We start from the raw sequence: 21,967 nt of genomic DNA on the forward strand, positions 1-21,967 counted from the left end.
GACGGAGGGCGCGGCGACCGCGCCCCCGCATCTTCTTATTGCAGCGCCGTGATCAACTTCTCGAGCTTGATGGCGTCCGCCGCGAACGCGCGGATGCCTTCGGCGAGCTTTTCGGTCGCCATGGCGTCTTCGTTCACGGCGAAGCGGAACGACGGCTCGTCGACGCTGATCTTCTCCAGATCCGTGTTGTCCGCTGCGTCCGGCGACAGCTTGCGTTCGACCTTCTCGTCGCTGTCCGCCAGCTTCTTCAGCAGGTCCGGGCTGATGGTGAGCAGATCGCAGCCGGCCAGTTCGGTGATCTGGCTCACGGTGCGGAAGCTCGCGCCCATGACCTCGGTCTTGTAGCCGAACTTCTTGTAGTACGAGTAGATGCGGCGCACCGACTGCACGCCGGGATCGTTCGCGCCGCCGTTCTTCACTTCGTCCCATTCCGCGCCGGCCGACTTCTTGTACCAGTCGTAGATGCGGCCGACGAACGGCGAAATGAGCTGCGCGCCCGCTTCGGCGCACGCCGCGGCCTGCGCGAGCGAGAAGAGCAGCGTCATGTTGCAGCGGATGCCTTCCTTTTGCAGCACTTCGGCCGCGCGGATGCCTTCCCACGTCGACGCGAGCTTGATCAGCACGCGCTCGCGGCTGATGCCCGCGGCTTCGTACAGTTTGATGATTTCGAGGCCCTTGTCGATGGATCCCTTCGTGTCGAACGAAAGGCGCGCGTCGACTTCGGTGGACACGCGGCCCGGAACGATCTTCAGAATCTCGGTGCCGAACGCGATCAGCAGATGGTCGATGATCTGGCCCATCGGCTTGCCGGCGTGCTCCTTGACGGTCTTCTCGAGCAGCGGCTTGTAGTCGTCCTTCTGGACGGCCTTCAGGATCAGCGACGGATTCGTGGTCGCGTCCTGCGGCTTGAACTGAACGAATTGCTGGAAGTCGCCCGTATCGGCGACGACGGTGGTGTATTGCTTGAGCTGGTCGAGAGCGGATGTCATGTCGAGTCGTCGGCGCGAAGCGCCTTGTCAAATTGCGGTAACCCGCGGGTGTCCATGATCGCGATGCCGGCGTGCGCCTCTGAAGCGCCGGGCTCGCCCCTATTGCCAATGTCTCATTCTAGACCCGCGCGTGCTGTTCGCGCTCGGGGCGTGCGCGTCGCTGGTTCGACCGGGCGCGCGCCGGGGCGTTCCGTCGGCGCGCGATGCATCCGTCAGTCGACGGCGTACGCGAGTTCGTGCCAGCGCCGCACGGTCCCGGAGCCGAGCTGCCCGCGGGCGAAGCGCATCTTGCGCACTTCTTCGAGCGCGTGCGCGTCTTTTGCGGTGTCGCCACAACTCATTTTCAGGACGACGTCCTGAACGTGGCCGGCGTCGTCGAGCAGTACGCGGACGATCGTCTTGCGTTTCGCGGAGCCGGGCGGCGCGGTGCGCGCGAGCAGCTTGTCGAGCAAAGCCATCTTCGTGATTCTGAAATGCGGTGGTGGTGCATCGGCGCGAAGCACGTTCGGCCGATTCCCGCATTGTAGGCCGCGTCAGCCGCGCCGGGCGTTCAGAATCACGTGCGTCACGACGCCCGCGATCAAGCCCCAGAACGCCGGCCCGATGGACAGCAGCGTGAGGCCGGAGGCCGTCACCATGAACGTGACGAGCGCGGGTTCGCGCTGGCGGGCGTCGTGCATCGCGTTGGCGAGCCCGCTCATGATCGAGCCGAAGAGCGCCAGCGCCGCGACCGAGACGACGAGCGCCTTCGGAAACGCCGCGAAAAGCGCCGCGATGGTCGCGCCGAAAATGCCGGCGATCAAATAGAAAACGCCGCACCAGACTGCCGCCGTATAGCGCCGGTCGTGGCGCTCGTGCGCTTCGGGGCCGGTGCAGATGGCGGCCGTGATCGCCGCGAGATTCACGCCGTGCGAGCCGAACGGCGCGAGCAGGAGCGATGCGATGCCGGTCGTCGCGATGAGCGGCGCGGAGGGCGTCGTGTAGCGGTCCGCGCGCAGCACCGCGATGCCCGGCACGTTCTGCGACGCCATCGCGACGATGAAAAGCGGCACGCCGATGCTCACGATGGCGGAGAACGAAAACGCCGGCATCGTGAAAACCGGATGCGCGAGCGCCACATGAAAGCGCGAGAAGTCGAGCAGGCCGAGCGCATCCGCGACGGCCACCCCTGCTGCCAGCGTCGCCGGAATGGCGTAGCGCGGCGTCGCGCGCTTGACGACGAGGTACGTGAAGAACATCGCGAGCACGAGCGCCGTCTGATGTTCGGCCGCCCGAAAAATCTCGATGCCGATTTCGAACAAAATGCCCGCGAGGAGCGCCGCCGCGATGCCCGACGGAATGCGCTTCATGAGCGCATCGAACCAGCCGGTGACGCCGACGGCCGTCAGCAATACCGCGCAGGCGATAAACGCGCCGATGGCCTCGGCGTAAGGCACGTTCGGCAGCGACGTGACGAGCAGCGCCGCGCCGGGCGTCGACCACGCGACGACGATCGGCGCGCGAAAACGCAGCGACAGGCCTATCGTGCACAACGCCATGCCGATGGAAAGCGCCCAGATCCACGAAGAAATCTGCGCGTCCGACAGATGCGCGGCCTGTCCCGCCTGAAACATCAGCACGAGCGAGCTCGTGTAGCCGGTCATCATCGCGACGAATCCGGCGACGACCGCGGACACCGATGTATCGGCAAAAGGGCGCAGCGGGGCGTGCGCGACAGACGGCGTAGCTTTCATGCGGTTTGTGCTTCTTTCTGGCGTGTTATTTGGACAGCGCGCGCATGGCGCTTTCGAGGCCGGACAGGGTCAGCGCGTACATGCGGTTGCCGAGCACATGGCGAATCGCGGAAATGGACTGGCGGTATTCCCAGAGCCGCTCGGGCTCCGGATTGAGCCACGCGTGATGCGGAAACTGATCCGCGAGCCGCCGCAGCCACACGGCGCCGGCTTCGGCGTTGTTGTATTCGACGGAGCCGCCCGGCTGAAGCACTTCGTAGGGACTCATCGTCGCGTCGCCGACGAAGATCAGCTTGTAGTCCGGCGTGAACTTGTGCAGCACGTCGAAGGTCGGCGTGCGCTCGGCGTGGCGGCGGCGATTGTTCTTCCACAAATAGTCGTAGACGCAGTTGTGGAAGTAGTAGAACTCCAGATGCTTGAACTCGGCCTTCGCGGCAGAGAACAGTTCTTCGACGCGCTTGATGTGGTCGTCCATTGAGCCGCCGACATCGAGCAGCATCAGCACTTTCACGTTGTTGTGGCGCTCGGGCACCATCTTGATGTCGAGCCAGCCCGCGTTCGCCGCGGTGCTGCGGATGGTATCAGGCAAATCCAGTTCTTCGGCCGCGCCTTCGCGCGCGAAACGCCGTAAGCGCCGCAGCGCGACCTTGATGTTGCGCGTGCCGATTTCAACCTGATCGTCGTAATCGCGAAACGCGCGCTCGTCCCACACCTTCACGGCCGTGCGATTGCCCGCCGATTCCCCGCCGATGCGGATGCCTTCCGGGTTGTAGCCGCCATGTCCGAACGGCGACGTGCCGCCGGTGCCGATCCACTTGTTGCCGCCTTCGTGGCGTTCCTTCTGCTCGTCCATCAGCGCTTTGAGGCGCTCCATGAGCTTGTCGAGCCCGCCGAGCGCCTCGATGCGTTTTTTCTCCTCCGGCGTGAACTCGCGGTCGAGCCGCTTCTTGAGCCAGTCGAGCGGAATGTCGAACGCTTCGTCGGGCAACTGCGTGACGCCATGAAAGTACGCGCCGAACGCGCGGTCGAACTTGTCGAAGTACTTCTCGTCCTTCACGAGCGTCATGCGCGCGAGAAAGTAGAACTCGTCGAGCGACGGCGAGATGACCTGCGCCTTCAACGCTTCCAGCAGTGTCAGGTATTCCTTCACCGACACGGGCAGCTTCGCGTCGCGCAGCGAGTAGAAGAAGTCGATCAGCATGGCGCGCCTTCCTTCATGACGTGAATCAGCGGTCGAGCCGGTGCGTGAGATGCGCGCGCACGGCCGGCCATTCCGATTCGATGATCGAGAACACGACGGTATCGCGATACGCGCCGTCCCGGCCGATCTGGTGATTGCGCAGAATGCCGTCCTGCTTGGCGCCGAGCCGCGCGATGGCCGCGCGCGACTGATGGTTCATGAAGTGCGTCCGGAACTCGACGGCAATGGCCTTCAGTTGCTCGAAAGCGTGGCCAAGCAGCAGGAGCTTCGCTTCGGTGTTGAGCGCCGTGCGCTGCACGCGCTTCGCGTACCACGTGTGGCCTATCTCGAGCCGCCGGTGCGCCGCTTCGACGTTGAAATAGCGCGTGGAGCCGACGACATCGCCCGTCTTCGCATCGATGACCGCGAACGGATGGGCGCCCAGCCGGTCGCGCATGTCAATGGCCGCGTCGATATAGGCGCGCGCCGTATCAGGCGAGGGCACGCTCGTGTACCAGAGCTTCCAGAGCTCGCCATCGGCGGCGGCGGCCGCAAGCGCCTGTTCGTGCTCGACGCTCAGCGGCACCAGCCTCACGTGCTCGCCTTCGAGCGTGACGGGTTCGATCCAGCGGCTCATGCGTGGTTTCCTTTTGTGGCGTGCCGGTCAGCGGATTAGCGGTTATGGCGGTTCATGTACAGCAGGCGCTCGAAGAGCGCGACGTCTTGCTCATTCTTCAGGAGCGCGCCATGCAGCGGCGGCACGATCTGCTTCTGGTCCGACGACTGCAGCGCCTCGGGCGGAATGTCCTCGGCGAGCAGGAGTTTCAGCCAGTCGAGCAGTTCGGATGTCGACGGCTTCTTCTTGAGCCCCGAGACGTTGCGCAATTCGAAGAAGCTCTGCATCGCGGCAGCGAGGAGGTCCTGCTTGATGCCGGGGAAGTGCACTTCGACGATTTCCTTCATCGTCGAGGCATCGGGGAACTTGATGTAGTGGAAGAAGCAGCGGCGCAAGAACGCGTCCGGCAGCTCCTTCTCGTTGTTCGACGTGATGATGACGAGCGGCCGATGCTTCGCCTTCACGAGCTCGCGCGTCTCGTAGACGTAGAACTCCATGCGGTCGAGTTCGCGCAGCAGGTCGTTCGGAAACTCGATGTCGGCCTTGTCGATTTCGTCGATCAGGAGCACCGATTGCCGGTCCGACTCGAACGCCTGCCACAGCACGCCCTTCACGATGTAATTGCGAATGTCCTTCACGCGCTCGTCGCCGAGCTGCGAATCGCGCAGGCGCGAGACCGCGTCGTATTCGTAGAGACCTTGCTGCGCTTTCGTCGTGGACTTGATATGCCATTGCAAAAGCGGCATGCCGAGCGCGCCCGCGACTTCCTCGGCGAGCATGGTCTTGCCGGTGCCGGGTTCGCCCTTGATGAGCAAGGGCCGCTCTAGCGTCATCGCGGCGTTCACCGCGAGCTTGAGGTCGTCCGTTGCGACGTATTGCGATGAGCCTTCGAAGCGCATGACGAAGATTCCGGTGAGGAAAAAAATCCCAGTATAAGTCAGAAGCCCTGTTGCGATGGACGCCTCGCCGGTATTGTGGCAGCCGTCCGCGACGGTCCACGAAAGCACGAAGGAAGCGATGCATGCGGCTTGCTGAGAACAGGCAATGACGCGCGACGCGGCGCGTGGATAGAGGCGAATTGTCGCAGGCCGCGAAGGCGTCTTTCAGCCGGTTCCCATTGCCAGAGGCGGCTCTGCGCTATCTCGGAGAATGGACGCTAGGGTGGTCGCGCGGTACAATTAGCCCGATTTTTTTGGCCTGCGCGGCCAGGCGGCCGCATTTCCGGTGCGCATGCGCCGCTTGCGAAGCAGTGAAAGGCAGCAAACAGTCCCGAGAAGGTTGTGATGCGCTCGGCGCGGGCCGCGGCTTTCGAGCGCCGGTTTTCCCCTCATGCTAGGTTACAAGCTATGAACTATTTCGTCGGCAAACTTGCCGTGATTGCAGTGCTGTCCGGTCTTGCCGGCTTCGCGACCCAGGCGTCCGCCGACGTCGTGGGCAATGCAAAGGCCGCAGAGGGCAAGGTCGCGATGTGCATCGGCTGCCACGGCATTCCCGGCTATCGCACGGCTTACCCCGAGGTCTACGAGGTGCCGATGCTGGGCGGTCAGAACGCGCAGTACATTTCCAACGCGCTGCACGCCTACAAGAAGGGCGACCGCCACTTCGACACCATGCGCGCCATCGCGGTGACGCTCTCGGATCAGGATATCGCGGACATCGCCGCCTACTACGCCGCGCAGACGCCGCAGTCGAAGAACAACCCCGACAAGTAACTCACGTTGCCGCGATCGAGCGGGCCGAAGCGCCCGCCGCCGTGTGAGGACGATCCGATGCACGGCAATCCGACAACGCAGGCAGCCATCACTATGCATGGGACCGGATTCTTGGCGCCGCGCCTCGAACACCGGTCGACAGGAGAATTCATGAAGCCCTATCAGGCACCGTCACAGGCACAGTCTCAGGCATTTCGGTTCAGCTTCAAGGCAGCATGCGCCGCCGCCGCGATCATCGGCTCGTCAGCGTTCGGCACCGCGCACGCAGCGGATGCGGGCAACGGGAAGGTGCTTTCCGAAAGCCACAACTGCGCGGCCTGCCACGGCCCCGGCCTCAACAAGCCGGTGAGCGGCGAATATCCGAAGCTGGCCGGTCAGCATGCGACCTACATCTACTGGGCGCTGCGCCAGTATCAGATGGGCAACGGCAACCCGAACTTCGGGCGCAACAACGCGATCATGGCCGCGCAGGTGCAGAACCTGTCGCAGAGCGACCTGAAGGACATCGCCGCGTATATCGAATCGCTCGATGGCAGTCTCGTGCTGAAGAAGTAAGCGCGTCGCCGCATCGCAGGAAACGAAACACCCCGCTTTCGCGGGGTGTTTCGTTTGTGCGCGTGGTGCGTCGCGGCTCAGTCGCGCGTCAGTCGCGCGATGCCCGCCGCTCGATGAGCGCGAGATACGCGTCCGTATCCGGCGGCGTGTTGCTGCGCTGTGCTTCCCAGATGACCTGACCGAGGCATTCCATGATGGCGTGCTGCGCGTCGTGCGGCGAGCCGAGCCGCGCGACGAGCTTGTCGTGCGCGCGGCGAATGCCCGGCGGCTGGTCGATCGACAACTGCTCGCTAATGGCGAGATGCATCGACAGGTGCAGGAACGGATTGGTGCGGCCCGCGTCGGGCGAATAGTCCGCCTGCCGCGCGTCGGGGTCCGCGAGTTCGGCCTGATACTCGGGATGCTCGCGGATCCAGTCGGCGGCCATGCTTTCGAGCGGCGTCAGGATTTCGCCCGCGCGCTCCTTGCGCCACGTCTCGGTGAAGAACTGGCGGACTTCGTCGCGGCTAGGGTTGAACATGAGAGTGGGGTTCGGCTCGGGAATTCATCATTGTAGATCGCGGCGGCATGTCGGTGCTCGGCCCGCAGGCGACGTGTCACTCGGCAGGCGGCGGCGTCTTCGGCCGATATTCGCAGAGCGGCTCGATCGCGCAATGCCAGCACTCCGGCACGCGCGCCTTGCAGACGTATCGGCCGTGCAGAATGAGCCAGTGATGCGCGTCCTGGATGAACTCCTTCGGCACATGCTTTTCGAGCGCCGCTTCCACCGCGCGCACGTCCTTGCCGGGCGCGATGCCCGTGCGATTCGCGACGCGAAAGATATGCGTGTCCACCGCGATCGTCGGTTGCCCGAACGCAATGTTCAGCACGACGTTCGCTGTCTTGCGTCCGACGCCCGGCATCCCTTCGAGCGCCTCGCGATTGTCCGGCACTTGGCCGCCGTACTGCTCGACGAGCATGCGGCACGTCGCGATCACGTTCTTCGCTTTCGTTCGATAAAGCCCGATCGTGCGGATGTATTCCGTCACGCCTTCTTCGCCGAGCGCGAGCACTTTCTCTGGCGTATTCGCCACCGGAAACATCTTGCGCATGGCCTTGTTGACGGAGACATCGGTGGCTTGCGCCGATAGCATCACGGCAATCAGCAGTTCGAACGGTGTCGTGTATTCGAGCTCCGTCTTCGGATGCGGATCGATGCTTTGCAGCGTCTCGAAGATGGCGCGGCGCTTCTTCGCGTTCATTGCGTCGTGTCTGAATCGGTCTCGTTTGGATCGCCGCTCGCGTGCTCCGCGAGGCCGAGGCGTTTGCGCCGTGCTTCGGCGGCGTCGATCTGCGCCTGAACGGCGGCGCTGACGTGCTCCGTATTCTTCGGACCTGCGCCGAGCTTCGCCATTTCTTCTTTCTTCTTGCGCGCGCGTTCGAGCGCGGCCTGAATGATGGCGCGTTTCTTCGCTTCAGGGTCTTCCGTCGATGCGGACGGCATAGCCGATGCCGCAGCGGCCGCTGTCTGCGCGGCGCGCGACGCCTGTCGCGCGGACGCTTTCGCTTCGGCCTGCGCGCGCTCGCGTTCCAGCCGCGCGAGGCGCCGGTCATGCCGCGTGCGCGCCGCATCCGCTTGTTCCTGGCTCCATGCGTCCCAGCCGGTGGCGTCGCCCGTGACGGGAATCATCGCGATGCAATCGACCGGGCAGGGCGGCACGCACAGGTCGCAGCCAGTGCACAGCGCGTCGATGACCGTATGCATCTGCTTGGCCGCGCCCGATATGGCATCGACCGGACATGCCTGCATGCACAGCGTGCAGCCGATGCACAGGTTCTCGTCGATGACTGCCAGCGGTCGCGCGCGCTCGACGCCATGCGTGGTATCGAGTGCGATGTCCGGCTTGCCGAGCAACGCCGCAAGACGAGCGACGCCTTCCTGCCCGCCCGGCGGGCACTGGTTGTAGCTCGCCTCGCCCGCAGCGATGGCGTCGGCGTAAGGCCGGCAGGCCGGATAGCCGCACTTGGTGCATTGCGTCTGCGGCAGCAGGTCTTCGATGCGCTCGGCGAGCGTCTTTGAAACAGTTGCGGTCACGTGAGATTGCGCGGTGGCAAATAAGGCGGGCAAAAAGCAGTTGAAACGGCAGCAACGAATAGCGTCAAGAACCAGCGAGAGACAAGACGACGCGCCCTTAGAAAGGCAATGACGCGGAACGTGGTGGCAGCGGCGCGATCCATTGCAGCAGACGTGATTATCGCGCAAGTGCGCGATACCCGCCGCAGGTGATCCTTATCCTAATTGCCAATGCCCCGGTGATGTGCGCATAATCGAAGCGCTTTATCGTTTGACCGCAGGACGGTGTTCCCCCATAACCATGGGCAGCGCCCGTTCACGTCATGTACCCCCTGCGGGCCGCGTGACGCATATCCGGACAACGCGGCTCCCGACTCATGCCATCATGAATCAGCCGAAAATCAAAAGAGATCCCGAAGGGACACGCCGCCGTATCCTGCTTGCCGCCGCGGAAGAGTTCGCAGCCGGCGGCCTGTTTGGCGCACGTGTGGATCAAATCGCCCGGCGGGCGGAGACCAATGAGCGCATGCTGTACTACTACTTCGGCAGCAAGGAGCAGTTGTTCACAGCCGTGCTCGAACATGCACTGTCCGCACTCGTCGAGGCCGAGCGTTCGCTCGATCTCGAGGGCCTCGCCCCCATCGAAGCTATGACCCGGCTTGCGCATTTCGTTTGGGATTACTACCGTGACCACCCCGAGTTGCTGCGTTTGATCAACAACGAGAACCTGCATGAGGCGAGATATATCAAGGGATCGAATCGCATGCGCGAGGTGATCTCGCCGGTGGTCGAAACGCTCGCGACCATTCTCGAGCGCGGACAGAAGGCCGGATTGTTTCGCAACGACGTCGATCCGCTGAAGTTCTATATCACGCTGTCGGGCCTCGGTTATTACATCGTATCGAACCGTTTTACGCTTCAGGTGAGCTTCGGTCTCGACTTCAGCGAGCCGACGCAACGCGAACAAATGGTGAAGATGAACACGGAATTGCTGCTTGCATACTTGACACGTCGCTGACGCCGCTAAAGACGAGCGCCGTCTGAAGAAAAAAACGTCGCGCCTTGCAAAGGGCGCGACGTTTTTCTTTTGCGAATGGAATCGGTACCGAAGCGCAGGTTGGAGCACTGCGCCGCGATAAATCGACTTACGCAGGGACCGCTTCTTTCTTCGGCGACTTGTCGTGTTCGAGAATGAACTCGCGCAATTGCGGATACACCATCGTGCGCCAGCGCCGGCCCGAGAAGATCCCGTAGTGGCCGGCCTTTTCCGCGGTGAAATGGCGCTTGTCCTTCTGCGGAATGCCGGTGCACAGGTCATGCGCGGCGCGCGTCTGGCCGTCGCCGGAGATATCGTCGAGCTCGCCTTCGATAGTGAAGAGCGCCGTATGCTTGATGTCCTGCGGGCGCACGCGCTCGCCGTTCACGTCCCACGTGCCCTCGGCCAGACGAAACTCCTGGAACACGATGCGGATGGTTTCGAGGTAATACTCGGCGGCCATGTCGAGCACGGCGTTGTACTCGTCATAGAAGCGGCGATGCTGTTCGGCATCGTCGTCGTCGCCGCGCAGCAGGTTTTGATAGAAGTCCCAATGGGCCGTGAGATGCCGCTCGGGATTCATCGCGACGAAGCCCGCATGCTGCAGGAAGCCCGGATACACCTTGCGGCCCACGCCCGGATAATTCGCCGGCACCGTGTAGATGACGTTGTTCTCGAACCATTCGTACGAGTGCTCGCTCGCGAGCGAGTTCACCGATGTGGGGCTGCGTCGCGCGTCGATCGGGCCGCCCATCATGGTCATCGTGCGCGGCGTGTCTTCGCCGCGGCTCGCCATCAGCGAAATGGCGGCGAGCACGGGCACGGTCGGCTGACACACCGATATCACGTGCAGATCTTTCGCGCCGATGTGACGAATGAACTCCTGAATATATTCGACGTAATCGTCCAGATGGAACGCGCCGTTTTCCACCGGCACCATGCGCGCATCGAGCCAGTCGGTGATGTAGACCTTATGGTCCTGCAACAGCGTGCCGACGGTATCGCGCAGAAGCGTCGAGTGATGCCCGGAGAGCGGCGCGCACACCAGCACGATCGGCTCGTCCTTGAGCTTCGTCACGGTCGCGCTGTCATCGGCGAACCGTTTGAAGCGCAAGAGCCGGCAGAACGGCTTCTCGATTACCGTCTGCTCGACGATCGGAATGTTGTGGCCGTCCTTGACGATCTGGTGAATGTTGAACTCGGGTTTCTCGTAGTCCTTGCCGAGCCGGTAGAGCAGTTCGTAGCCGGCCGCGAGACGCGTGGAGCCGGGAACGTAGGCGAGGGGGCTGGCCGGATTCACGAACGACTTCGAGGCGGCCTGGGCCCATGCCGTGAGAGGAGACAACATGGCCCGCTGAAATTCGTGGATTTGATAGAGCATGGTGGCCCCAATGACTTCGGTACGAACCGGTAATGCCCGTTGGTCCCGGCGATTCGGCCGGCAATCTGACCCAACGGCAATCGAAAAATCCCCGCCGTGCGGCTGAACCGCGCCGCGGGGCTGCTGTAACTTGCTGGAAGCGCGTCCTCGCGCTTCGTCGCTGGGCTGTAGCCTTGACTCTCTACATTAACGACCAGCGTCGCAGATTTTTGATACCAGGCAACAGTTTCCGCCTAACGTTTGCAGAACACAATCGACCGGTCAAAGTTGCTGGCTTTCCCGCAACAGCTCAGTCGTTGTGCATTGCACCATTCTAGCCTCAAATGCACTGAGCCTCGTCGTTTCTCAAGAGTCTTCGGTCATGCCGACCGCGGGCTCTTTGCCGGCGGCGCTTCTTTGCGCGTCGGAGGGCTGGCCGGTCGCATGCGCCATCGCCTGCTCGTGCTTCATCAGGTTCATCCCCGTATGCACCAGCGCGACGTGCGTAAACGCCTGCGGAAAATTGCCGACCATGCGCTTTGCCACCGTGTCGTATTCCTCGGCGAGCAGCCCGACATCGTTCGCGAGGCCGACGAGACGCTCGAACATCGCGTGCGCTTCGTCGATCCGTCCCTGCAACGCCAGGTTGTCCACCAGCCAAAAGCTACAAGCCAGAAACGTGCCTTCTCCGGGCGGCAGGCCGTCCGCTGTTTCCGTCGTGTGATAGCGCTTCACGAGACCATCGTGCGTCAAGTTGGTCTCGATCGCATGTACGGTGGCGGTCACACGGGCATCGTCCGGCGGCAAAAAGCCGAGCAGCGGTATGAGGAGCAGGCTCGCGTCGAGTGCGTCGCCGTGATAGACCTGCGTGAACGCGTTCAGTGTCGGATTCCAGCCTTTTTCGCAGACGTCGGCGTGAATGCGCGCGCGCATGTCCCGCCAATGGTCGACCGGACCGGCCAGCGCGAACTGTTCGGCCGAACGGATGGCCCTGTCGTACGCGACCCACGTCATGACCTTCGAGAACGTGAAGTGCTGACGGCCGCCGCGCACTTCCCAGATGCCTTCATCCGGCTGATCCCAGACGGTATCGAGATGCTGAAGCATCGTGCACTGGATGGACCATGCGGTTTCGTCGCTCTGCAGGCCGCCGACGCGCGCGAGATGCAGCGCGTTCATCACTTCGCCGTACACGTCGAGTTGCAACTGCTCGACCGCGCCGTTGCCCACGCGCACCGGTAGCGATCCCTCGTAGCCCGGCAGCCACGGAATCTCCCATTCGGCGAGCCGCCGCTCGCCCGCGATGCCGTACATGATCTGCACCTGCGACGGCGCGCCGGCCATGGCGCGGCCGAGCCACGCGCGCCAGGCGCGGGCTTCGTCGTAGTAGCCGCCGCGCATCAGCGCGAGCAGCGTGATGGTGGCGTCGCGCAGCCAGCAGTAGCGGTAGTCCCAGTTGCGCGAGCCGCCGAGCTGTTCGGGCAGCGACGTCGTCGGCGCGGCCACGATGCCGCCTGTCGGCTCGTAAGCCAGCGCCTTCAGCGTGATGAGCGAGCGGCGGATGGCGCTGGCCCAGCGGCCCGAGACCTGACTCTTGCCGGACCATTCGCGCCAGTGATTCTCGGTGCGCGCGAGTTGCGTGTGCGGGTCGTGGGCGGGCGGCAAGCGCAGATGCGACTGCGAATAGCAGAGCGAGAAGGGCACGCGTTCGCCTTCAGTCACGTCGAAGCAAGCGGTCGTGCGCATGTTCTCGCCGACGAGTTCCACCGGCGTGCGCAGCACCGCCAAGTCCGGCCCGGCGATCGCGCGAATGCCGCTGTCGTTCGGCAGGCGACTGACCCACGGCACCACCGACCCGTAATCGAAGCGCAGCACGAGTTCCATCTTCATGCGCACCACGCCGCGCCGCCCGATCACGATGCGCACCAGTTCCGAATGACCGTTGCGCGACGGCATGAAGTCGACCACCGTCACGGCGCCCTGCGGCGTTTCGAAGTCCGTCTCCAGAATGAGCGTGTCGTCGCGATACCGGCGGCGCACGATGGGCGCTTCGCCGTCCGGCATCGACGGCGCGAGCAGCCATCGGCCATGCTCGGGCGTGCCGAGTAGTGCGGCGAAGCACGCGCCCGAATCGAAGCGCGGCCAGCAAAGCCAGTCGACGGAGCCGTCGCGGGAGACCAGGGCGGCGGTATGGCCATCGCCGATCATGGCGTAGTCTTCAATCAGAGCGGGCATAGTGAGCGTGGTTGTGCTGGCGGCGACGCGCCGCGAGGCAGAGCGATTTGGCGGTTATGTGGTCGCATTCTGCCGCATTCGCTTGGCGCAAGCAGAAAACCGGGCGCGTGCCATGGCTCGCGAACCGTCCTGCGACCGCGCGCCGCGCCCGTTGGCGGATAAGCGCTACCGAAGCGCCGATTGAACCGTTGTCACGCGTTTGGCCTGATGTTTAGAATGGAAGCTAAACGTAACCGCGAAGCGCGTCATTGCGCGCTCGGCTTCGTTTTCCCCAGTCGGCTTGCCGGGGCGGCCGGCACCATTCGTTGCTTTGCGTTTCGAGGAAAACCATCACCATGCTCAATCCGTCGAAAGCAGACTGCATCGCCATTCTTTCCGCTGCGAGCCGCGTGCGCGACAGCGACAACCTACTTCCTCTCGATCACAAGCGCCTCGGCCTCTCCCGCAATGCGATGGACACGGCTGCCGCTTTTCTCACCGAACGAGGCTGTTTCAGCCGCTACAGCTTCGATATGAGCGGGCTGTCGGTCGGCGCGCTGTCGTTGCAAGGGCGTCTGCGGCTGGATCAGCTTGCAAACGGCTGAACGCCCTTGCCAGCCGCGCGCTTCAGAAGCGCGGCACCTTCCGTCTTCCATCACACACTGCGCACGTCCCCGGCCCGATCCGCGCGTGCGCCTGCGTGCGCCTTTTTGCGCTCGGTGCTCGGCGCACGGAACCGCGAGCGCGCATCGCCGTCACAAGTGTGTCGTGCCCATGCCGAATAGTCCGATCAGCCCGATGACGATCAGGTAGATCGCCACGATGAAGTTGAGCAGGCGCGGCATGACGAGAATAAGGATGCCCGCGATCAGCGAAACGAGCGGCCCGAGGCTTACGTGTATGTTCATCGCATCAGCTCCTTTTGTTGGTTAGAGTGCTGTGGCGGGACGCAACGCGCGACGCATCGACTCAGGCTTCGCGCGAGCGGTCCGCAACTTGCTGCCCACGCACGCCGGTCACGCGACGCCTGCGCGCGTGACATCCATAACACGCAGCAAACAGTCGATGAGGAGGTCTCATGCAACCGAGCCGTTCCTGCGCCGCGATGCGTGCGCCGTTGCAAGCGCCGCGCCCGCTCTTGCGCGCATGGCCCGCCCGCGCGAAGCCGGCGCGCTGGGCCAAAGGCGTGGCGCTCATGCTCTCTCTTGCCGCCGCGCAGTCGTTCGCGCAGACGGCCGGCAACGCGACGCCGACGGCGACCGCCGCGAGCAGCAGCGCAACCGGCGCTGCAACGGGAAGCTCGGGAGACGTGTTCGACCTGCTCATCGGTACGTACACGGGCAGCGGGAAAAGCGAAGGCATCTATGTCTATCGTTTCGATGCGGGCAACGGCGAGCTCACGCGCATTGCATCGGCGCAGACGGTGAATCCGTCGTATCTCGTCGTCAGCCGCGATCGAAACTATGTCTACGCGGTGAACGAATTGCCGGGCGACAATGGCCCGGCGTCGCAGCGCGGCGGCGTGAGCGCATTTCGCTTCGATCGCGCGAGCGGGCAGTTGAGCTTTCTGAACCGCGTGTCGGCGGACGGCAACGATCCGTGCTATCTCGCCATCTCGCCCGACGGCAAGTACTTGCTCACGGCCAACTATTCGGTCGCGGCGAATCCGGGTGGCAGCTTCGCCGTGTTTCCGCTTTCCGCCGATGGACACGTCGGCACGTCGGTCTTGACCGTGCATCACGAGGGCAGCGGCCCGGTCAAAGGACGGCAGGACAACTCGCACGTGCATTCGACGGTCTTCTCGCCCGACGGCAAGTATCTCTTCGCGCAGGACCTGGGCGTCGACAAGGTGTTCGGCTATCGGTACACGCCGGACGGCAGCCGCGGTCTGTTCGGGCCGACCGAGTCGCGCTACACGCCGATCAAGCCGGGCTCCGGCCCGCGCCATCTGGTGTTCGACGCAAGCGGCAAGCACGCCTATCTGACGACCGAACTGAACGCTTCGGTCCTCGTCTTCGACTACGCCGACGGCAAGCTCACCGAAACGCAGTCCGTGCCGATGACCGCGCCCGGCTTTAAAGGCAAGATCGGCGGGGGCGCGCTGCATCTGTCGCAGGACGGGCGCTTTCTCTACGCGACGAATCGCGGCGACGCGAATCAACTCGTGGCATTTGCCGTCGATCCGGCCAACGGGCATCTGAAGCTGCTCAAACGCTATCCGACGCTCGGCAAGACGCCGCGCGAATTCGCCATCGATCCGACCGGACGCTGGCTCGTCGTCGGCAATCAGGAGAGCGACAGCGCGTATTTCTTCCGCCGCGATCCGGCGACGGGCGAACTCGCGTCCGATCCCAAGCAGTTGTCGATCGGCTCGCCGGTCGACTTCAAATTCGTCTCGCCTTCGTGAGCTCATGACGAAGCGCCGCGCGGCGTTTGACGCGTGGCGCCCCGGCGTCTTACCTTCACAGCGATGCGCGGTCCATCGACAATGACAAAAAAAATAGCGGTCAGGGCAGTCACGGTTTCGTTGGCGAGCTTGTGCTTTACCACCGCGTTCGCGGCCCGAGCCGACGACACGCAATGCGATTTCAAGCGCGACTGGATGTCGTCGGCGTGCCAGCGCGTGATGCGCGTGGCGCGCGACGGCACCTGGGACCTCTATGTCACCGGCTACGGCTGGCACATCGACGGTTACACGAATCGCAGCGAGCTGAATCCGTGGTCGTGGGGCGGCGGCGCGGGCAAGCACTGGACCGACGCGGACGGCAACGAGGACGTGCTGTTCGCGTTCGCGTTCTCGGACTCGCATCACAACTTCGAACCGATAGGCGGCTATGCGCGGCAGTGGTTCACGAAGCCGGTGCTGGGCGGCTTGCAAGCCGGCGGCGGCTTTTTCGCGGGCTTCACCGCGCGCTCGGACGTCGCGCACTATTTCCCGTTGCCGCTTGCGTTGCCCATCGGCTCGATCCGCTATAAGCGCGCGTCGCTGATGGGCACGTTCATTCCGCGCCTGCCCGGCCTGAACGACGGCGACGTCGCCTTCTTCTGGGGACGCTACGAGTTCTAGTACGATGGCCGGACGGCTCGCTTCATGCGAACGTGAAGTGGCATCGCATTGGGAATCGAAAGGTGTCCCGATCAATTTGTAAGGCAACAGCAGGGAAGCAACATTGGATACGACCCGTACGCAGGACCCGGCCGAGCGCGCGCGCGCCGGTCACGACCAGCCGGCGCCGCCGGGATTCATCAGCGCGTTCGACTTCGCGGGCGGCGACGCGTTGCGGCTCTCGTGGGACGAGGCGCGCCGGGCCGTCGCGGGCGACGGCTTCACATGGCTGCATCTTTCGGCCAACGACGACACCGTGGAAAGCTGGCTCGAAGGCGTCACGTCGATGCCGGACGTTGCGCGAGAATTCCTGAACGGCGAGGACAAGCGGCCGCGCGTCCACATGGGCGCGAACTTCGTGTACGGCGTGGTGGCGGACCTCGAACTCGTCGCGGCCGCGCCGGATGCTGCCTCGCCGGGCGTGCGCGAGGCCAATCGCGCGACGAGCGCGCTGCGCTTCTACGTCGACCGCCACCGCATGATTACCGTGCGGGCGCGTCCGCTGCAATCGACCGACCGTCTGCGCCACGCCGTGCTCGAAGGCGCGACGTTCCGCGATACCGTCGACCTTTTCGCGGGCCTGATCCGCGCGCTGAACGAGACCTTCGTCGATCGCATCGACGATATCGGCGACCGGCTCGACGACGTGGAAGAGGGCGTGCTCGAAAACGGTCAGGGGAACTCGCGCGCGCATCTCGGCGACGTGCGGCGCAGGCTGGTCGAGGTGAAGCGCTTCATCGACCCAGAGCGCAACGCGCTGACGCAACTCGTTACGCGTCGTCTGGAATGGGCCGAGCCGCGTTCAATGGAGGCGCTCGTGCAGGCCATTCAGGTGCTGAACGGCCTGGGCGCGGGGCTGGAAGGACTCTATGAACGCGCGAAACTCTTGCAGGATGAAATCGCGGCGCTGCTCTCCGAGGACATCAACCGCAAGCTGCTGTGGCTCGCGATCATGTCCGCGCTCTTGATGCCCGCGACGCTTCTCACGGGCATCTTCGGCATGAACGTAGCCGGCTTGCCGGGCACGCACGATCCGGCGTCGTTCTGGATTGTCATCGGCGTGATGGCGGGCTGCGCCGCCATCACGATCTTCCTGCTGCGCAAGCTGCGCGTCTGGTGAGGCGCTGATCTGAGGCTTAGTCGGCCGGGCCGGGCGGCGCGAGCACTTCGCGATTGCCATTGCTGCCCATCGGCGAGACGAGCCCGGCAGATTCCATCTGCTCGACGAGACGCGCGGCGCGGTTATAGCCGATGCGCAACTGCCGTTGCACCGACGAAATCGACGCGCGCCGCGTGCGCACGACGAACGCGACGGCTTCGTCGTAGAGCGGATCGGCTTCCGCATCGGGCGTTTCGCCGAAGAGATCCTGCGAGCCGCCCTCGGGCGTCGGCCCAGACAGAATGCCTTCTTCGTATTCCGGCTCGCCGAACTGCTTCAGATATTCGACCACGCGATGCACTTCGTCGTCCGCGACGAACGCCCCGTGCACGCGCTGCGGATAGCCGGTGCCGGGCGGCAGGAACAGCATGTCGCCTGCGCCGAGCAGCGATTCGGCGCCCATCTGGTCGAGAATCGTGCGCGAATCGATCTTCGAGGACACCTGAAACGCCACGCGCGTCGGAATGTTCGCCTTGATGAGCCCGGTGATGACGTCCACCGACGGCCGCTGCGTGGCGAGAATCAGGTGGATGCCGGCGGCGCGCGCCTTCTGCGCGAGGCGGGCGATCAACTGTTCGATCTGCTTGCCGGCAACCATCATCAGATCCGCGAGCTCGTCGATCACGACGACGATCAGCGGCAGCGTCGAGAGCGGCTCCGGCGCGTCGGGCGTCAACGAGAACGGGTTCGTGAGCTTCTTGCCCGCGGCTTCGGTATTGCGCACCTTCTGGTTGAAGCCTTGCAGGTTGCGCACGCCGACGGCCGACATCAGCCGATAGCGCTTCTCCATTTCGCCGACGCACCAGTTGAGCGCGTTGGAGGCCAGCTTCATGTCGGTGACGACCGGCGCGAGCAGATGCGGAATGCCCTCGTAGACGGACAGTTCGAGCATCTTCGGGTCGATCATGATGAGGCGCACGTCCTCGGGCTTCGCCTTGAAGAGCAGCGAAAGGATCATTGCGTTGATGGCGACGGACTTGCCCGAGCCGGTCGTGCCCGCGACGAGCATGTGCGGCGCCTTCGCGAGATCGGTCACGACCGGATTGCCGACGATGTCCTTGCCCATCGCGATCGTCAAATTCGACTTCGACGCGCGATACACGTCGTCTTCGAGAATCTCCGACAGGCGGATCATCTGCCGCCGGGCGTTCGGCAACTCGAGGCCCATGCAGGTCTTGCCGGGAATGGTTTCGACGACGCGGATCGACGTGAGCCCGAGCCCGCGCGACAGGTCCTTCATCAGCCCGACGATCTGGCTGCCGCGCACGCCGAGCGCCGGTTCCACTTCGAAGCGCGTGATGACCGGCCCCGCCGACGCACCGACCACCGTCACCGGCACCTTGAACTCCTGCAGGCGCTGTTCGATGAGTTGGCCGGTATCGGCGAGGCGTTCCTCGGACACGGGCTCGACTTCGTCGGACGCGGGTTCGAGGAGATCGAGCGTCGGCAACTCGACGGCCGACGCTTGCGGCGCGTGGAATTCGAACTCGGTCGGCGTGAAGCCGCGCAGCGGCTGACGCGGCTCGGGAGCGGCGGCGGGGCGCGTTTCCGCGATGGTTGCGCGCGTGGATGGCGCGTTGAATGCGGGGGGCGCGGGCGGCGTCTGCGGCTCGTGATCGAGCCAGGGCGGTGCTTCGTCGAACGACGGCTGCGGCTCGCCAGGCTCGGACAGCGCGCGGGGCAGCGGCGGCGGCAGGATGGGCGCCGAATTGAACGGGTAGTCCGGTCGGTCCGGCACTGTAGCGGGTTCGAAGGGCGGTTCTTTGCGCTTTTCTAGCGGTGGCGGGCTCGCAGGCATCGGCCGGGCATCTCGCGAGACGTCAACGCTGGAAGAGGGCGCGAAGTCCTGCGCGCTTGCGTGTGGCGCGACGGTCTGCGGCCCGCCGTTCGGCGAGGCGGGGGCGGTGGCTATCGCGTCCATGCCCCGAAGCGCGGGCTCGCCAGCCAGCGGTTCGCGCATCAACCATGACGGCGCGTGAGGCTCACGTTCGGCATCGCGGTGTGCTTCGAGCTCGAGGAGCGCGTCAGGGATGATGTGCCCCGGCGATGTTGCCGCCGGTTCCATCATTGGCGGGTCGGCAGGGGAGAGCGGTTCTGCGCCATGCCCGGGCGCGGTCGCTGTCGACTCCGCTGTGGCGGGCGTCGGCGCAGCCGCAGGCTCGCTCGACGGTCGTCGCTCGCCGAGCCTCTTGGTCGCGGCGACGTCGCTGATAGACGCGTGGACGGCTTCGTGCGATGCCGGCGTTTGCGCGAGCGACGAAGCGGCGGTCGCTTGCTCCAGCGCGTCGGCCGGGGCCTCGTCGACTCGAGATTTGTCTTTGTCGGTCACGCCTCGGCTATCCGCGGCTGGCTCAGAAGCGGCGCGCGCGTCGACGACTGCGGATTGCGGAATGGATGCGGGCGCGCCCGCCGATGACGTCGCGGGCGTTCCCCCGATGGTGGGCGGCTCCTCGATTGCGTCCGAGGTTGCCAGCGGCGTTTCGTCCGTGCTGGTCGGTTCGCTCGACGGCTCGTCTAAGACCGGCGAGGGCATCGCAGGCGTCGTTGCGCTCACTTCGCGCTGGGCGCGTGCATCGGCGTCTAGCTTTGCCTCGGGCGCTTGGATCGTACCTGCGGACTCGATTTGCAGCGTTCGCGGCACCGTCGATTGCATCGCATCGGTCGGTGGCGCAATGGGCGCATCGGCGCTTCTTTCGCGCTGAACAGGCAAGCCCAACGAAGCCGCTTCTTCGACCCGTGCAGCCGTGGCGCGCGTGTCACGCTGAGAATCCGGCGAAGCGTGCAACCCGAGCGGCGCACGATCGCCCGAAACGCCGTCCCCCAACGCGCTCGCGGCCACCGCGCGATCCGGAATCAGCGAAGGCGCATCGGTCGACGGCGATGCCTGCGCCTCGTGGTGGCGCGCGAGACTCGCCCCTGCCAGCGACGTCCAGAGCGCCGCTTTCTCCTCGATGGAACGCAGCGTCGCCTGAATGGCGTCTGGCGCGGGCGGCGGCACAGGCGGCGAAGGCGGACGCGAGAACGCGGGCGGCGCGAAAGCCGACGAGCGTCCATCGCCTGTCATCTCAGTCGGCAGCGAGCGCCTGATCGGGCCACGCGATGTCTGAGTCGGCGTCGCGGTGGGCGCTGGAACCAGGTTGCGCGCCGGGGTGCCGTTCCTCGGCGCGGGAGCCGGGCCGCGGCCGGGCATGGCGGCGCGTGCTGGCGTGGTCTGCGTGCTTTGCATGGGCGTCGGCCGCTGCGGCGCCCCAGCCGACGCGGAAGAAGCAGAACCCGTGGGGGCTGCGAAACGCATCGAACCGGCGGCGCCGGCCTCGCTGCGGCCAGGCGACCCCGACGGCAAATTGGCACGCGAAGCCGTCGAGCCGAGCGCCGCCGCTGCCGTCGACAGGGAATTGAGCCATCCGTCGGGCGCGACAGGCTCGACGAACGTGGACACCGGCGTGCCGGCGCGCTCGAACGCGGGGCGGCGCGAATAAGCCTCCGCCGTCGCCGCGATGCCCGCCGCCGATGCCTCCGCGCCCTTCGCGACGCGTCCGGCTGTCGCTGGCGGACGCCACGGCGTCGGCCGCTGATAACGTCCGCTGCGTTGCCCGGTAGGCATACCGAGCGTCGGCTCGTCGGGCGAGGCGCGAGAGGCCGTGGCATCGAAACGCTCGCCGCCGATGCCTCGCAACGGCGCGTCCGCAGTCGTCTCGCGCGTTCGGCGCTCGCGCCAACGCATGCCGGTCGGCTTCCCGCTGGCCTGCGCGCTGCGCCTTGAGGTCGACTTCGACCTCGACTTCGCACGCTCGGGCTCGCGAGCGCGCGACTCGCGTTCGGACGGCTCGCGCGGCGTCAACCAGCTTTGCGGAAGGCCGAAGCCGAACGCTTCGTCGGCCCAGGCGAGCACCGAACGCCAGCTGAATTCGAGAAGCCACGGCAGACTGATCGCCAGCACCGCAGCCGCGATGGCGATTGCCCCGGGCGCATGCGCGAGGCCGGCGAGCGCCCCCGCGAGCGCGCGGCCGGCGCGATTGACATTTTCCTGTGCTTCGAGCGCGCCGGCGAGCGCGCCTTCCAGCGTCGCGCTCGACAGCAGGACGGTGAAGAAGCCGAGCCACAGGCGGATCGTGCCGGGACCGCGCAGCCCCGCGCCGCCCGGAAGCACCGATTTGACGACGCGCCAGAAGAGAGCGAGAAACCAGACGACTGATGCACCGAACCAGCCGAGAACTACCGTGTGCATGCTAAGGATCGAACCAAGGTTGGATG

Annotated in this window: 20 protein-coding genes; 7 read left to right on the plus strand and 13 right to left on the minus strand. The window is 64.9% G+C overall.

The features are described from left to right. Window positions 1-35 precede the first annotated feature (35 nt). The 6 genes from tal to HWX53_RS06015 all read right to left on the minus strand — a co-directional run bounded on the left by tal (window position 36) and on the right by HWX53_RS06015 (window position 5,417). Entirely contained in the window at window positions 36-989 is a 954-nt protein-coding gene (gene tal, locus HWX53_RS05990; RefSeq protein ID WP_175939877.1) for a transaldolase, read from the minus strand. A 212-nt stretch (window positions 990-1,201) separates the two neighbouring features. Then, window positions 1,202-1,447, minus strand: a complete 246-nt coding sequence (locus tag HWX53_RS05995; RefSeq protein WP_175939878.1) for an energy transducer TonB — start codon at window positions 1,445-1,447, stop codon at window positions 1,202-1,204. A 75-nt stretch (window positions 1,448-1,522) separates the two neighbouring features. Then, entirely contained in the window at window positions 1,523-2,722 is a 1,200-nt protein-coding gene (locus HWX53_RS06000) for a benzoate/H(+) symporter BenE family transporter (RefSeq protein ID WP_175939879.1), read from the minus strand. Between the two features lie 25 nt (window positions 2,723-2,747). Continuing rightward, the gene (locus HWX53_RS06005) at window positions 2,748-3,923 is read right to left on the minus strand and encodes a VWA domain-containing protein (RefSeq protein WP_175939880.1); all 1,176 of its coding nucleotides are present in this window, start codon (window positions 3,921-3,923) and stop codon (window positions 2,748-2,750) included. Between the two features lie 25 nt (window positions 3,924-3,948). Beyond that, complete coding sequence (locus tag HWX53_RS06010; RefSeq protein WP_175939881.1) at window positions 3,949-4,539, minus strand: GNAT family protein; 591 nt, start codon at window positions 4,537-4,539, stop codon at window positions 3,949-3,951. A gap of 35 nt (window positions 4,540-4,574) precedes the next feature. Next, on the minus strand, window positions 4,575-5,417 hold the full coding sequence (locus HWX53_RS06015; RefSeq protein ID WP_175939882.1) for a MoxR family ATPase: 843 nt from the start codon (window positions 5,415-5,417) through the stop codon (window positions 4,575-4,577). Window positions 5,418-5,864: 447 nt separating this feature from the next. Between HWX53_RS06015 and HWX53_RS06020 the strand changes: the two genes are divergently transcribed. Together HWX53_RS06020 and HWX53_RS06025 are read left to right on the plus strand one after the other, a co-directional pair. Next, entirely contained in the window at window positions 5,865-6,230 is a 366-nt protein-coding gene (locus tag HWX53_RS06020) for a c-type cytochrome (protein WP_175939883.1), read from the plus strand. A 150-nt stretch (window positions 6,231-6,380) separates the two neighbouring features. Continuing rightward, window positions 6,381-6,785: a c-type cytochrome gene (locus tag HWX53_RS06025; RefSeq protein ID WP_175939884.1), complete on the plus strand. Its 405-nt coding sequence runs from the start codon at window positions 6,381-6,383 to the stop codon at window positions 6,783-6,785. Window positions 6,786-6,873: 88 nt separating this feature from the next. On the opposite strand, the gene HWX53_RS06030 is transcribed toward HWX53_RS06025, so the two are convergent. The 3 genes from HWX53_RS06030 to rsxB all read right to left on the minus strand — a co-directional run bounded on the left by HWX53_RS06030 (window position 6,874) and on the right by rsxB (window position 8,892). Beyond that, entirely contained in the window at window positions 6,874-7,305 is a 432-nt protein-coding gene (locus tag HWX53_RS06030) for a DUF1841 family protein (protein WP_175939885.1), read from the minus strand. A 76-nt stretch (window positions 7,306-7,381) separates the two neighbouring features. Continuing rightward, window positions 7,382-8,026, minus strand: coding sequence for an endonuclease III (gene nth, locus HWX53_RS06035; protein ID WP_175939886.1), 645 nt, complete (start codon window positions 8,024-8,026; stop codon window positions 7,382-7,384). Then, complete coding sequence (rsxB, locus tag HWX53_RS06040; protein ID WP_279612485.1) at window positions 8,023-8,892, minus strand: electron transport complex subunit RsxB; 870 nt, start codon at window positions 8,890-8,892, stop codon at window positions 8,023-8,025. Before rsxB ends, nth begins: the two co-directional genes overlap by 4 nt. A 331-nt stretch (window positions 8,893-9,223) precedes the next feature. On the opposite strand from rsxB, the gene HWX53_RS06045 reads away from it, so the two are divergent. Then, a complete protein-coding gene (locus HWX53_RS06045; RefSeq protein WP_175940626.1) occupies window positions 9,224-9,856 on the plus strand; it encodes a TetR family transcriptional regulator in 633 nt (210 codons plus the stop codon). Between the two features lie 127 nt (window positions 9,857-9,983). Here HWX53_RS06045 and phaZ read toward each other — a convergent pair whose 3' ends face one another. Further along, window positions 9,984-11,255, minus strand: coding sequence for a polyhydroxyalkanoate depolymerase (gene phaZ, locus HWX53_RS06050; RefSeq protein ID WP_175939888.1), 1,272 nt, complete (start codon window positions 11,253-11,255; stop codon window positions 9,984-9,986). Between the two features lie 345 nt (window positions 11,256-11,600). Continuing rightward, on the minus strand, window positions 11,601-13,469 hold the full coding sequence (locus HWX53_RS06055) for a glycoside hydrolase family 15 protein (protein ID WP_175939889.1): 1,869 nt from the start codon (window positions 13,467-13,469) through the stop codon (window positions 11,601-11,603). Between the two features lie 335 nt (window positions 13,470-13,804). Here HWX53_RS06055 and HWX53_RS06060 point away from each other — a divergent pair, with 335 nt between their 5' ends. Continuing rightward, the gene (locus HWX53_RS06060) at window positions 13,805-14,053 is read left to right on the plus strand and encodes a hypothetical protein (protein WP_175939890.1); all 249 of its coding nucleotides are present in this window, start codon (window positions 13,805-13,807) and stop codon (window positions 14,051-14,053) included. Window positions 14,054-14,203: 150 nt separating this feature from the next. Here the strand turns inward: HWX53_RS06060 and HWX53_RS06065 are convergent, their stop codons facing one another. Next, window positions 14,204-14,356 carry a DUF3096 domain-containing protein gene (locus HWX53_RS06065; protein WP_175939891.1) on the minus strand — a complete coding sequence of 51 codons (153 nt, stop codon included), beginning with the start codon at window positions 14,354-14,356 and terminating at the stop codon, window positions 14,204-14,206. A 287-nt stretch (window positions 14,357-14,643) separates the two neighbouring features. Here HWX53_RS06065 and HWX53_RS06070 point away from each other — a divergent pair, with 287 nt between their 5' ends. The 3 genes from HWX53_RS06070 (at window position 14,644) to HWX53_RS06080 (ending at window position 17,674) form a co-directional block, all read left to right on the plus strand. Next, on the plus strand, window positions 14,644-15,855 hold the full coding sequence (locus HWX53_RS06070) for a lactonase family protein (protein ID WP_244140048.1): 1,212 nt from the start codon (window positions 14,644-14,646) through the stop codon (window positions 15,853-15,855). Between the two features lie 81 nt (window positions 15,856-15,936). Continuing rightward, a complete protein-coding gene (locus HWX53_RS06075; RefSeq protein WP_175939892.1) occupies window positions 15,937-16,515 on the plus strand; it encodes an antimicrobial peptide resistance and lipid A acylation PagP in 579 nt (192 codons plus the stop codon). Between the two features lie 103 nt (window positions 16,516-16,618). Further along, a complete protein-coding gene (locus tag HWX53_RS06080; protein WP_175939893.1) occupies window positions 16,619-17,674 on the plus strand; it encodes a transporter in 1,056 nt (351 codons plus the stop codon). A gap of 16 nt (window positions 17,675-17,690) precedes the next feature. Here the strand turns inward: HWX53_RS06080 and HWX53_RS06085 are convergent, their stop codons facing one another. Continuing rightward, a complete protein-coding gene (locus HWX53_RS06085; RefSeq protein WP_175939894.1) occupies window positions 17,691-21,941 on the minus strand; it encodes a DNA translocase FtsK in 4,251 nt (1,416 codons plus the stop codon). Window positions 21,942-21,967 lie beyond the last annotated feature (26 nt).

It is taken from the genome of Caballeronia sp. BCC1704, from assembly GCF_902833455.1.
In the GTDB taxonomy this organism is placed as follows: domain Bacteria; phylum Pseudomonadota; class Gammaproteobacteria; order Burkholderiales; family Burkholderiaceae; genus Caballeronia.